Below are 12571 nucleotides of genomic sequence, written 5' to 3'. Positions count from 1 at the left end.
AGCTACCCCAGCTACCCCCGCTTCCCCTGCTCATTTCACGACGATCTCACTTTTTCGCGTTGCTCCCGTTCCCATGAATTAGCAACCTTGCGCTGCAATTTGATCTCTTGTAGTAGTTTATTGACTTGCATCCCACTCATTTTTTGACTGATAAGTTTTTCTAATTCTCTGCCAATCTCTGTAGGAGTTAAAAATTGAGTTTCTATTTTCATTCACTTAACCTCAGTAGCAATAGTTTGAGGTTAGAGTTTGGGAACTTCCTAATGGAATAAGGGATTAGCTAAAGGATTAAAGTCTTTTAGAATAAAGGATAGAGAATTTAGGAATCTATTTCAGTTTGGGACGTTCCCAAACTTTTTAGAATAATTATTTTACTTTACCTATGCCAAAAAGTAGCTGGAGTTTAGATGTTCAATATCGAGTCAGAGATTTATTGCAAGAATTACTATCTTATGTTTTGAATTATCGTGAAGACCTCCAGTTGCAATATAAGTGGGAGGATGAGGATAGTAATAGACCTAAGCTAATTGTTGAAACACAGCGAAGATTTATACAACAGCTGGCTCACTTTGAAAAACAAGGTCATTTTTATGAAGCTATAAATCGTCTTAAAGACTTGAATATTTTTGAAGACAGACGCTTCCATAAAAGAGGAAAAGACTACTGGTACTTTGCTTTAAGACTTTGGAGTAAAGATCAGCAAATAAATCTAAGGGAGTTTGACAAGGAATGGCAACATAGGAAAACTGATAAATCGAAAAAATTAGAGCATAAAAAGCAGCTTCAACTAAAAAAAACTAATGCCACTGATGATGGTTATCAGTCTGTATTTAGTAGAGTAGATAATATTCATCAGCGCAGCTTTGCAATAGGAACAGAGATTGATACAAACAGAATTATTTATTTAGATTTGGATAGTATTTTACAAAATAGTATTGGTGTGTTTGGTAACTCAGGAACAGGCAAGACATTCCTGACTAGATTGCTGCTATCGGGTCTGATTCACCAACAAGCATCTGTGAATTTAATTTTCGACCTCCACTCGGAATATGGAAGGGAAACTGCATTGCAGAATCAACAATTCAGTACAGCAAAAGGCTTGCGTCATCTTTTTCCTAATGAAGTAGAAATTTACGTTACTGATACTGAATCTGTACTTTGCCAAGGTGTACTTGATATACAAGAGTTCTATCTCAGTTACGATCAAATTGAATTAGAAGATATAAAGTTAGTTAGTCATGAATTAGGAATATCTGAAGATAATCTGGATAACGCTAACATCTTGTATACGGAGTTTGGCAAGTCTTGGATTACCCAATTATTGAATATGACTAATGATGAAATCCAGATATTTTGTCAGGATAAACGGGGAGACAAAGATTCAATTATGGCATTGCAGCGCAAGTTACTGCGACTGGATACTCTAAAAAATATGAGGGCTGTTGTACCACAGAATTATATCAATCAAATTTTACGCTCGTTGGAAGCAGGTAAGAATGTTGTGGTGGAATTTAGTCCTCAATCGGATATGCTCTGTTATGTATTGCTCGCAAATATGATTTGTAGGCGCATTCACAGTTACTATGTCAAGAAAACTGAGAAGTTTTGGCACACAAAGAATCAGAACGATGCACCTCGCCGACTAGTAATAACTATTGAAGATGCTCATTACTTGCTAAATTCCAACACAGTTCGCCATACTATTTTTCACACTCTTATTCGTCAATCTTGGAAGTTATACATCACTTTATTTGTTGTGGAGCGATATCCCTCAAGGATTGATAAAGAAGTGATGTCTGAGCTTGGTACTCGTATGACTGGTTTTCTTAATCCTGAAGATATTGATGCAATATTTACTGATGTTGCTGGCAATCAAAGCTTACGTTCTATGATGTCCAGGTTAAATTCTAGCCAACAAGCTCTTATCTTTGGTTACGGCATTGCTGCGCCAGTAGTATTACAAACACGATCTTACGATGAAAAATTTTATGATCAAATTAGTAATCGCTGGTCTTCAATCTAATTTGTTTTGATACCAGTAGACTCAACACTTGTTTCTACTCAAACTTTACTACTTCTGCTATTGACCTCAGCTTTGATAACAATTAATGTGATCATCTATGCCCTGTTTAGTTTTTATACCAGCAATTTCTCTACTCAAATATATTAAAATTGAGATACCAACCTCAGTTGTAGCTTTTTTCTATGTCTTTACGAGAGCTTAAGGAACAAGCCTGTAAACTCCCTGTGAGCGATCGCCTTGCCCTAATTAGTGCTGTAATTCAATCCCTTCAAGATATGCCTCAGATGGAAAACTGGCAATACCTGGTTGCACGTCCTCACCCTTGGCATAAACAACTTTACATTAAAGGGCGTAAACTACTTGCTTCAACTGTTTGGCAAGACATGATAATAAATCAAATGTCGCCAGAGGAAGCAGCTGAAAATTGGGATTTACCCATCTCTGCTATCTCTGAAACGATTAGCTACTGTGAGAGTCATCAAGAACTACTCAAATTAGAAGCTGACGAAGAACGCCATCGCTTGGAAGCAAAAGGAGTTTCAATTGAGTCTACGAATGCTGCTTGACGAAGACTCTCAAGCAAAATATTTGGTAAATCTTCTTCAAGTAGCAAGTCATGATGTAGTCACAGTCAATGCAGTGGGTTTAATGAATCGTCCTGATTCAGTTGTGTTAGATCAGGCTAGACAAGATCAGCGAGTGTTACTTACACGCAATTGTAATGATTTCCTGGAGTTGCATCAAGCTAACCCAACACATTCAGGAATTTTAGCTATTTATCAAAATTCTGATGCTGCTAAAAACATGAGTTATCAGTTAATCGTAAAGGCGATCGCAAATTTAGAGGCAGCAGAATATGCTCTTAAAAATCAGTTTGTGATTCTCAATCAGTGGAATTATTGACTCAGACACAACAAATCATTGATTGATCTTAAAAGTTATTTCAGCAGTCTCAGACCACTCAGAGTAACTAATACTGTAGAACCTTCATGCCCAATTACGCCAATGGGTAGGTTAACATTCCCTAAAAAGTTACCCAATATAAGTACCATAATAAATCCTAGGGCTACGACTATATTCTGTTTTACTATGGCTTGCGATCGCCTGCCTAATTTGATGGCTGCGGCAATTTTCTCTAATTTATCTGCCATCAGCACGATGTCTGCCGTTTCTAATGCGACATCACTACCCGCTATTCCCATTGCAATACCTACAGATGCTTGAGCCAAGGCGGGTGCGTCATTAATTCCATCCCCTACCATTGCGACAGTTTGATACTGTTCCTGCAAACTACGAATGACATCTAGCTTATCTTCGGGCAAAAGTTCTGCATACACTCGATCAATTCCCACTGCTTGGGCGAAACTGTCAGCAGTTCGTTGGTTGTCTCCTGTAATCATGACAATTTCTGCAATTCCCATTTGCCGCAGACGAGCAATAGTTGATGCTGCCTCTGGGCGTAACATATCTGCAATAGCGATCGCACCCATTATTTCATATTCATCTTTGTTGTTTTTCTGCGCTATCCAAACAACGGTTTTCCCTTCTTGTTCCAAAGACTCAACTAAGTCTTTTAATTTTCCTGGTACGTGACTAACATATTGCTGTACAAAACCTACATTCCCCACAATTACTTGCTGGTTATTGGCAATTCCTGTAATTCCTTGTCCAGGTATAGCTTGTACCTCAGTTCCACGCACCCAATCTAAATCGCCAGCTGCCTGTACAATTGCCTGAGCAATGGGATGTTCGGAAGAAGCTTCTAGAGCTGCTGCTGCTTTTAATACATCTGCTTGCAAGTAATCACCACTAGCAATCACCTGGGATACCTGCACCTGTCCTGTTGTCAGGGTACCAGTTTTATCAAAAGCGATCGCTCGCACTTTACCAATCTTCTCCAACTGAGCGCCATTCTTAAATAAAATACCCTGTCTTGCACCATTGGCAATTCCCGAAAGTAATGTGGGCATAATTGCAGCCATCAGCGCACAAGGAGAAGCTACAACTAAAAAAGTCAAAGCGCGATAAATTGTGGTTTCCCAGTCCCAACCCAAAATAAAGGGGGGCAATATGGCCAGCAACACCCCAGCTATCACAATTACTCGTGCATATTTTCGTTCAAACAGTTCGATAAACTCTTGGGAAGGCGGTGCTTCTGTTTGTGCTTGTTCTACTAAACGAATCACACGCTGAATCAAACTACTTGATGCTGGCTTGTGTACCTGGAGTTTCAGCGCCCCATAGCCATTGAGTGTGCCTGCAAATACTTCATCACCTATGGTTTTCTCTATAGGTAAAGATTCACCAGTAATCGCAGCTTGGTTAAGGGTACTGTAACCAGAAATAATCAACCCATCAGTAGGAATTAGTTCGCCTGGTTTGACGACAATTTCATCCCCTACCTTTAACTGGTTAATGGGCAGCATTTCTTCTTGTCCCTCAAGTAAAACCCTGGCTGTGTCTGGTGTCAAACTCATTAAACTGCGAATACTACGCTCAGTCCGTCGCATGGCGTAGCCTTCTAATGCGCCACTAATGGCAAAGATGAGAATCAAAATTGCCCCATCAATAATTAAATAGTATTCCCTGCGCCATAAACCTAAGCCAGCAGCACCAAGGGCTGCCACAATCATCAGCAAGTCTACATCTAATTCTTTTTCTTTGAACAGAGTGGTTAGTCCCTCACGGGCACTTTCGTAACCACCAATCACATAAGCCGCAGGTAACAGCAGCATTGCCCATCCTAGCCAACCTAGATGCAAGGCAAACCAGCCAAAAAATAGCAAAAATCCACAAAGTATGGCTGCTAAGGTATCTGCATGTTCTTTGGTGAATTGGGTAAAGCGCTGGGGGTAGAGCATGAGAGTTGATTGAGTTGGGACTTCTCTCACGCTAAACCTTGACATTAATGTCAATGTCAAGCCTATAAAAGTGTTAAGTACCCTACTTCATAGGTGGATGAGGTTTTGCGTCTTCTCATTCGTTAATGCCTCACTATACTTGCATAGATTTGTCTTACACAGCAGGTTGGACTTTATACAAAATTTAAGAAGGGCAAGTAAGTTTTCATTAATTCCTACGAAGTAGGAAAAATTCACTTAGTTTAAGCTGATACGGTGTAAACCAATTTTTAAACGCACAACAAATTTAAGGAAATACAGCACTATGGGATAACTGTTTCGCCGAATTAACCGACTTGTCAAGGCAGAACTCAACTATTCCAAGGGGAAAATTAACACAGATAAGTATAGTGACGTAGTAACAGGTATATCAGTTGTAGAAATACTTACACAGGGCACTGATTTTAGCGTTAGTGCTGTTCCTTTGACTACTATAGATGCTTTAACTGGTCTTGCTTTGTATGAAGCTATAAGAGTAATGACAGAGGGAGATACAAAACTATTAGACCTAGTCATTGAGGATATGCAGGAAGAGTTGTTAAATTTACGTCAAGCTGTAATATCAATTATGGTTACTCAAAAACATGTGCTGCAACAGTATGAACAAGCTCAATCTGAAGTGAGCAAGTGGCAAAGACGCGCACAACTTGCTGTGCAAAATGACTTTGATGAACTAGCACGAGAAGCAATCAGGCAAAAAAAGACTTTTATCGAAAAAGCTAATGCCCTTAAAGCCAATCTAGATGAGCAAACCACTTTAGTAGATGTTTTTAAGAGTAAGTTAGCAGCCTTTGAAAGTAAAGTTTCTGAAGCTAAGGTTTTTAAAGCTCAGATTAAGACCCAGATTATAAATGCTAAGACTCAAGAGCGATTCCAAGATATGGGGTGTAATATGAATACCGACAGTGCAATGACAGTATTTGAGAGAATGGAAGCAAAAATTTTGATGCAAGAAGCCCAGTATCAATCGTTGGTAAAGTTAGCAGGTGCAGACCTAGAAAGTCAATTGGCAGCAATAGAATTTAGTAGCAAAGTAGATGATGAATTGACTGCTTTAAAAGCACAGATCACTTTAGGAACTGCTGGGCTAACATCTAGCTACACACCTAATCAAGTAGTTGATGAACAGTTAGAAGCATTGCGAAAAAATTTAGATGAACTATGAAATAGGTAAATTCAGTAAAAATTAATTAGGCGACATCCAAGAGGGAACAGTAGAAAGTAAGCATCCAAAAATTAACAATCACTCCCACATTAGGAAATACCATTTAATCGACATTAAGCAGGAACTTAGCCTACTATAAACGATGCACTTAATTTCTTTAAATAGAAATTGTTTTTAGTAATAACTAGCAAATTACAATTGTATGAGCAGTTTTGCGATTTTCAGGTTTAGGTTTAATTATAATTTCTACATCATTACCTAAATTGTTTAGATAGCCCATCAATCTATCAGTTGAGAAGCCACTTAATCGTCCTCTAATAAGTAGAGAAACTTTTGGTTGATCGATTCCTAAAATTTCAGCAGCTTGAACTTGTGTTAGTTTTCGATTAGTAATTATTTCACTGATTTTTCGTGCGAGTTGTGCTTTAATTCGACGGTCTTCAGGATTAGGTAATCCTAAATCAGCAAATACGTTTCCGCTACTAACGGAAACATTATTTTCTTTGTCCATTTTTTACTCATTTTTTTACGTTATCTTGCAAATAGTCTTCACGAGCGATTTTCAGTCTCTTTTTTACTAACTCTATATCTTGTTTTGGTGTAGCAATACCATGTTTTGATTTCTTTTGAAACGAATGCAATAAGTAGACAAACCCCGCAAATTTAACAGTGTAAATTGCTCTGTATGTATCCCCATCAAAATCATCTACAATTTCTAAAACACCTGTACCTGGAAAACTGTGTAAAGGTTTTGCGTCAGGATGTTTTTGACCATGTTGTGCTAGATCAAGAGCGTAACCCATTACATCCTGTACATCTTCAGGAAACTTCTTTAAATCATCAAGAGCGCTAGCAATCCATTTGAGGGGTTTTTTTGGTTTTTGACTCATGTAATATTAATTATGCTAAAACTAGCATATTATGTCAATGAGTAATTCTGTTGTACCGAAAAAAGGAAAATGCACGGCGATCGCTTCAGGTGGCTTGCGAAGAGTTACAAAGACTTTTGCTGTTGTGGGAATAAATCATGAATACTGATTCTTTAACCATTAAAGAACTTAGTGACGCAGTAGGTGGCGGTTTAACTCCGCGGATGGTGAGGCATTACCATCAATTGGGGATACTACCACAACCAGTGCGATCGCCTAGCAATTACCGCCTTTATACAGAAAAGGATGTCATCAGGTTGCAACGGATTGTGGCACTGAAACAGCAAGGGTTCCAACTCAACCATATTCGCCACATTTTGGAAGTTGAACCAGAAGCAGACACAACTGTAAATTTGATGGGACAACTCCAGCAGCAATATCGAGCAGTAATCCAGCAAATTGCCCAACTGCGCCAAACAGCCGCAGCTTTAGAAGGATTATTAGGACGCGATCGCCATTGCCAAATTATGCAGGCTGAGGTACTAGCTCAACTCAAGTTATTAGAAGTAGAAACCCAAGTCGGATTGGGAGGGCTAGATAAACTGTGGAGTGGCTTGGATGCAGAAGTGCATAGTCATTCAGAAGCTTTCGCAGAATCTTTACAACGCTTGCTACCTGACTTGTCTGATCGTTCAGAAATTGAGCAACACTTGATTTCGCAGTTAGTTTTAGCTTGTGGTGATGTGAGTTTGGTGTCTTTTATTAAATTGAGTCGAGGAGCGATCGCTGCTAGTCGTGAAGCCCTCACGTCAGGCTGTGAAATTTTTGTAGATATCCCTACAGTTGCAGCAGCTTTAGATCAAACTAGATTAGTTCACTTGGGCTGTCAAGTTACAACTTTGATTGATAACCCCCATGTCACCACAGCCGTAGAAGCAGAACTGGAATTTTGGCAGCATCAGGAATGGGAAGAAAAACTACAGCAAGTCACCAAAGGTTGCATATTGGTGGTTGGATATGCGCCTTCGGTGTTATTAGAAGTGTGTCTAGCTATTAAACAGCAACAAATTCAGCCAGCACTAGTAATTGGGATGCCCATTGGTTTTAGTCATGCTCCCGCAGCCAAGCGACAGTTGATGCAACAAGATATACCATTTATCACCATTGAAGGGACTTTGGGCGGTGGTTTGCTAGCTGCTACTTCTTTAAATGCTTTAGTTGAGTCATTAATTGAGAAACCAGATTGTCATTGTTATTTAAAAGGGAATAGGGAACAGGGAACAGGGAACAGGGAACAGCAATGACTTTTTGTTACCTTTGTTACTTTTATGATTATAGGCTATATCTTAGGATGCATTTTTAAGTTCATTAGAGTATAAAAAGCAGCGTCTATGACTGCTGGTTGAGATTACTTAGAAAAGTGCAATTTAAGGAGGAAATCGTCATATCAAACCTGATAATCGCCAAAATATAGCTACTCCAAGGGAAAAGCAGATTTGACATCATAGTAAAAATATGAAATAAGACTCTATTAAGATCAAGCGATCGCACGGAGTGTGGCATCAACAGCGATCGCGTCAACGGTTATGAACAAGTGTGTGAGGAAAGCGGAAAAATGTCTCATCATCTATTGTGGAAAACCCTAGGGCTAAGTCCATTAGTTTTAGGAGCGACTGTGTTTGTTTCGGCTAGTGCAATGGCTGCTGAAATCACAGGTTCTTCTGAAGTTGCTTCTAACCCCACAAAACAGCCCCAAGTTAATCAGCAGTTGCTATCCCAAGCAAAACCTGATGAAAATAACGTCTTAGAACAAGTTAAAAACTACAGCAGTGAAGCTCAAAACCAAAATTCACTGTCTCAAGTCACATCAGTTTCTCAGTTTTCTGACGTACAGCCCACTGACTGGGCATTCCAAGCGTTGCAATCTCTAGTTGAGCGCTACGGTTGTATTGCTGGATATCCCAACGGTACTTACCGTGGCAACCGAGCATTAACCCGTTATGAATTCGCCGCTGGTTTGAATGCTTGTTTAGATCGAGTTAATGAACTGATTGCAACAGCCACTGGTGATTTGGTCACAAAACAAGATTTAGCAACTCTACAGCGTTTGCAAGAAGAATTTTCTGCCGAATTAGCTACTCTGCGCGGTAGAGTAGATTCTTTAGAAGTACGGACTGCTGAACTGGAAGCAAATCAGTTTTCCACTACAACGAAACTAGTTGGTGAGGCAATTTTTGCTGTTACTGATAGCTTTGGCGATAACGACAACAACAATACTGTTTTCCAAAATAGGGTACGTTTAGATTTTCAAACCAGTTTCACGGGTAAAGACGTTCTACACACTCGGATTGCCGCTGGTAACGCACCTGTATTAACTTTGCCAAACGGCACATTTGAGGGAACCCAAACCTTTAACCTGTCTCCTGGCGATAATAACGCCATCATCGATTGGTTGTCATATTACTTCCCCGTAGGTAACTCCCAAGTTTATATTGCTGCTACAGGAGGTATTCATAGCGATTACGTTCCTACCGTTAACCCATACTTTGAAGATTTTGATGGCGGTAACGGTGCTTTGTCTACCTTTGCCTCAGAAAGCCCAATCTATCGGATTGGTGGTGGTGCAGGGATTGGTGTTAACTTAGCTTTTGGTGGTGGTGGTACCTTCAAACCTTCATTATCCTTGGGCTATTTTGGATCTGAAGCGAATAACCCTCTTGGAGGTTCAGGTTTATTCGAGGGTAATTATGCTGCTTTAGGACAGTTGAATTTGAATGTAGGCGATCGCCTCACTTTAGCTGCCACCTACGTCCACGGATATCATGGTGCGGGTAGCGCTTTATTTGATGCAGGCTCGGCAAGTACAACAACTGGCGTAGTCGGCACTTCACAAGCCAACTTTGTTGCTGGTGCCAACCCTAACGTTGTTGGTAGTGGCAACCCCTACAACAGTAATTCCTATGGTTTGGAAGCTGCTTTTAGACCTAGCGACAAACTGTCGATTAGTGGCTTTGTACTTTATAGCGATATCACAGGCTTTGGTGCTGATGATAACGGTGAGGTTTGGAGCTACGGAGTTGGGGTAGCCTTGCCAGACTTTGGTAAGCAGGGCAACGTTTTAGGAATTTTCGCAGGCGCACAACCATATCTGGGCGGTGTCAGCGATTATAGACCGTATCACCTTGAAGGCTTCTATAAATATCGTGTGAGCGATAACATTTCCATTACTCCTGGGGTGATTTGGTTGACCAATCCTGGTCAAAGTGGTGGCAACAACGAAGATGCAATCATTGGCACGCTAAGAACTACCTTCAATTTCTAAAGCACGTAGATAACTTTTAGGCAGGGGAGTAGGGAGCAGGGGACAATAAAAAATAATTAATGCCCTATGCCCTATGCTCTCTGCCCAAAAACTTGTTGTGCCGTTATACCAATTCACAAAAATCCTGATACATATAGATTTCTCGTAGGGAACATTGCCGTGCCCCTACCAACGTATTTGTATAACTTTTAAAGTTAAATGGTATTAGTTGCAAGTTGGGAAAGAACACTGAGAACTCTAGGAGCAAATTGAAACATTGCGATTTTTCAAAATTTTTTGCTGCATTGATTAACAAATACACTAAATATTATGACAATTTTTTGCTTATTACTTAATGTGGCAATCTCCGGAAAATCTGTTACATTACTTTACATGCAGTTATAACTGTCACCACATAGAAACTGAGAGTATTATTTATGCCAGACGCTAAAAAGACTACACCTTCGGTTTCACAGACTCCAAATACTGCGCCTTGGGGCTTTACTCCTCAAAGCGAAATCTGGAACGGTCGTTTTGCAATGATTGGTTTTTTATCTGTTGTTCTATTGGAAGTTTTTTCTGGCAAAGGAGTTTTACACTTCTGGGGCATCCTGTAAGTTAACTGGTTTTTATCTTTACTGAAATAGTGAGGTAGTTATAGAGGAAGGCAGCGATTTATAGAATCGGTTGCCTTCTTTTCTTTAAAGTTACTAAAAGTCAACAAAAACTAGCCCAGCACGACGGGAATATTAGCTACAGCAAGAATCTGGCTCAAAAAGTTTCAACAGTGCGATCGCGCGCTTATTAGTAAAAGATACCTGCTTTTTGCGATCGCCTGTGGTTTTAACCATCAAAACCATCTCAATTGCCACTTCAAACGATGAACTGAGGTAATGCCTAAAACTTAACTAACTTAATAGCAAACTATAGCAAGGATGTGCAAAAACAGCATGATTGTGCAAGAGTTATAAATTTTACTTTGGTATTCTGCATATAATTCTAAGCCAAAGGAGAATAGCAGATTAACAATCAGACAATTCTTTTTTCCTTGGAACGCAAGACCTGACCGACCTTAAACTAAAGTAAAGAATAAATTTGAATAATATATAACTTACTTCTAAATTAGAATTTAGGGTTCATATTTGCTTTTTGAAAAAATTCAGTATTTTTAAAAAAAGAAAAAATTGCAGCACAAGTTGCTACGGGTAACATCAACCTTGCAAGATTAAACCGAGAAAAAGAGCAAGTTATACAACAAAAGATTGAAATTCAAAAGCAATTAAGCAGTAACTTACAAGAAATTCAACAAGTCAATCAAGAAATTAATCATACTATTATTCGTGCCTCTGCCTCTGGCACTATCCAAGAACTCAATTTGCGTAATTCTCAACAAATACTACGCCCTGGTGATGTAGTTGCCAAAATTGCTCCTAGTGAATCATCTCTGGTAATTAAAGCTTTAGTAACATCTGAAAAAATTCCACAAGTCAAGACTGGGCAAAGGGTAGAAATGCGAGTTAGTGGTTGTTCTTATACTGATTATGGTACAATACGGTTCAGTTAAGGCTAGAAAGCTGATTAGTAATGTGAAATTTCGGAGCTTCTACTCTTTGTCAGGTACCTCTGTGTTGAGGCTTTTTAGAGCGAAACTTTGATACAGGTTTCTTCACGACTCTGGGATTAATACGGTGAACACGTTCAGGTAGCAACGTATCTAAAATCTCGACAATTAACCAATCGAAAAAAAAGGTAATTCTTCGGTCTGTAAGCCTTGAAATTTAGGAATAGCACGACGAATAACTCGTAATGTACCTGTAAAACTCAAGCGTAATGGTGGAACCCCAGCATTAGTTGCAGCTTGAAACATTAACACTCGTACTGACCAATGAGCTAACAACCAACCATAAATTTCTTGCACTACTTCTCGTGGTTTTTGAGAACGAACGTGAGTTTTACGCCCTAACAGGTGAACTTTTAACTCATCAAGGGTATTTTCGACTTTCCATCGTTGATGATATTCTTTGGCTAACATTTCTGCCGGAAATTTTTCAATGTCTAATAAGCTAGTGATTAAGCGATAAGTAAGTTGTTCAGCAGCGTTTTCCGGATGCTCAATTGTGTATTCAATAACTCTTACTAAGAGTGGCTGACAACCTTTTTTCCGGAGTTTTCCTGAAGGATTGATATATGACAAATAAGAGCCATCTTCTAAAGGCTTTTCCCGCATAAATTTTACATTTGCTGGGATTCTGCCTACATAGTCGCACCCCTGAGACACTGTTGCTCCTACCATTGCATAGGAATGTAATCCCC

At 39.4% G+C, this 12571-nt stretch carries 13 protein-coding genes; 8 read left to right on the top strand and 5 right to left on the bottom strand.

All coding sequences use genetic code 11. The annotated features are described in order from the left end of the window. Positions 1-35: 35 nt before the first annotated feature. Positions 36-212 carry a hypothetical protein gene (locus I8751_RS22015; RefSeq protein ID WP_214441226.1) on the bottom strand — a complete coding sequence of 59 codons (177 nt, stop codon included), beginning with the start codon at positions 210-212 and terminating at the stop codon, positions 36-38. Between the two features lie 170 nt (positions 213-382). Between I8751_RS22015 and I8751_RS22010 the strand changes: the two genes are divergently transcribed. The 3 genes from I8751_RS22010 to I8751_RS22000 all read left to right on the top strand — a co-directional run bounded on the left by I8751_RS22010 (position 383) and on the right by I8751_RS22000 (position 2926). After that, positions 383-2023: a helicase HerA domain-containing protein gene (locus I8751_RS22010; protein WP_225894331.1), complete on the top strand. Its 1641-nt coding sequence runs from the start codon at positions 383-385 to the stop codon at positions 2021-2023. Between the two features lie 182 nt (positions 2024-2205). Next, positions 2206-2589 carry a hypothetical protein gene (locus I8751_RS22005; protein ID WP_214441224.1) on the top strand — a complete coding sequence of 128 codons (384 nt, stop codon included), beginning with the start codon at positions 2206-2208 and terminating at the stop codon, positions 2587-2589. Next, positions 2567-2926, top strand: coding sequence for a DUF5615 family PIN-like protein (locus I8751_RS22000; RefSeq protein WP_225894330.1), 360 nt, complete (start codon positions 2567-2569; stop codon positions 2924-2926). Before I8751_RS22005 ends, I8751_RS22000 begins: the two co-directional genes overlap by 23 nt. Positions 2927-2961: 35 nt before the next feature. Here the strand turns inward: I8751_RS22000 and I8751_RS21995 are convergent, their stop codons facing one another. Continuing rightward, positions 2962-4884: a heavy metal translocating P-type ATPase gene (locus I8751_RS21995; RefSeq protein WP_214441228.1), complete on the bottom strand. Its 1923-nt coding sequence runs from the start codon at positions 4882-4884 to the stop codon at positions 2962-2964. Positions 4885-5347: 463 nt separating this feature from the next. Between I8751_RS21995 and I8751_RS21990 the strand changes: the two genes are divergently transcribed. After that, positions 5348-6088: a PspA/IM30 family protein gene (locus tag I8751_RS21990; RefSeq protein ID WP_225894329.1), complete on the top strand. Its 741-nt coding sequence runs from the start codon at positions 5348-5350 to the stop codon at positions 6086-6088. A gap of 184 nt (positions 6089-6272) precedes the next feature. On the opposite strand, the gene I8751_RS21985 is transcribed toward I8751_RS21990, so the two are convergent. Next, positions 6273-6599 carry a helix-turn-helix domain-containing protein gene (locus tag I8751_RS21985; protein WP_214441223.1) on the bottom strand — a complete coding sequence of 109 codons (327 nt, stop codon included), beginning with the start codon at positions 6597-6599 and terminating at the stop codon, positions 6273-6275. 7 nt (positions 6600-6606) lie between these two features. Further along, positions 6607-6978 carry a type II toxin-antitoxin system RelE/ParE family toxin gene (locus tag I8751_RS21980; RefSeq protein WP_214441222.1) on the bottom strand — a complete coding sequence of 124 codons (372 nt, stop codon included), beginning with the start codon at positions 6976-6978 and terminating at the stop codon, positions 6607-6609. Positions 6979-7115: 137 nt separating this feature from the next. On the opposite strand from I8751_RS21980, the gene I8751_RS21975 reads away from it, so the two are divergent. From I8751_RS21975 to I8751_RS21960, 4 genes are all read left to right on the top strand, one after another. After that, a complete protein-coding gene (locus I8751_RS21975) occupies positions 7116-8261 on the top strand; it encodes a precorrin-8X methylmutase (RefSeq protein WP_214441221.1) in 1146 nt (381 codons plus the stop codon). 311 nt (positions 8262-8572) lie between these two features. After that, positions 8573-10279: an iron uptake porin gene (locus tag I8751_RS21970; protein WP_214441220.1), complete on the top strand. Its 1707-nt coding sequence runs from the start codon at positions 8573-8575 to the stop codon at positions 10277-10279. 416 nt (positions 10280-10695) lie between these two features. Then, positions 10696-10875: a chlorophyll a/b-binding protein gene (locus I8751_RS21965; RefSeq protein ID WP_214441219.1), complete on the top strand. Its 180-nt coding sequence runs from the start codon at positions 10696-10698 to the stop codon at positions 10873-10875. Between the two features lie 566 nt (positions 10876-11441). After that, complete coding sequence (locus tag I8751_RS21960) at positions 11442-11822, top strand: HlyD family efflux transporter periplasmic adaptor subunit (RefSeq protein WP_214441227.1); 381 nt, start codon at positions 11442-11444, stop codon at positions 11820-11822. 165 nt (positions 11823-11987) lie between these two features. Here the strand turns inward: I8751_RS21960 and I8751_RS21955 are convergent. After that, positions 11988-12571: transposase (locus I8751_RS21955; protein WP_214441218.1), on the bottom strand; the 584-nt coding region annotated here is incomplete at its 5' end.

This window comes from Atlanticothrix silvestris CENA357, assembly GCF_016056295.1.
GTDB lineage: Bacteria > Cyanobacteriota > Cyanobacteriia > Cyanobacteriales > Nostocaceae > Atlanticothrix > Atlanticothrix silvestris.
This window is presented reverse-complemented; position numbering and strand designations above follow the sequence as displayed.

What these genes read in the sequence shown, in the direction of transcription:
- I8751_RS21995 (WP_214441228.1), bottom strand. Translation starts at nt 4,884, where the DNA reads ATGCTCTACCCCCAGCGCTTTACCCAATTCACCAAAGAACATGCAGAT.
- I8751_RS21980 (WP_214441222.1), bottom strand. Translation starts at nt 6,978, where the DNA reads ATGAGTCAAAAACCAAAAAAACCCCTCAAATGGATTGCTAGCGCTCTT.
- I8751_RS22015 (WP_214441226.1), bottom strand. Translation starts at nt 212, where the DNA reads ATGAAAATAGAAACTCAATTTTTAACTCCTACAGAGATTGGCAGAGAA.
- I8751_RS21965 (WP_214441219.1), top strand. Translation starts at nt 10,696, where the DNA reads ATGCCAGACGCTAAAAAGACTACACCTTCGGTTTCACAGACTCCAAAT.
- I8751_RS21970 (WP_214441220.1), top strand. Translation starts at nt 8,573, where the DNA reads ATGTCTCATCATCTATTGTGGAAAACCCTAGGGCTAAGTCCATTAGTT.
- I8751_RS22010 (WP_225894331.1), top strand. Translation starts at nt 383, where the DNA reads ATGCCAAAAAGTAGCTGGAGTTTAGATGTTCAATATCGAGTCAGAGAT.
- I8751_RS22005 (WP_214441224.1), top strand. Translation starts at nt 2,206, where the DNA reads ATGTCTTTACGAGAGCTTAAGGAACAAGCCTGTAAACTCCCTGTGAGC.
- I8751_RS21975 (WP_214441221.1), top strand. Translation starts at nt 7,116, where the DNA reads ATGAATACTGATTCTTTAACCATTAAAGAACTTAGTGACGCAGTAGGT.
- I8751_RS21985 (WP_214441223.1), bottom strand. Translation starts at nt 6,599, where the DNA reads ATGGACAAAGAAAATAATGTTTCCGTTAGTAGCGGAAACGTATTTGCT.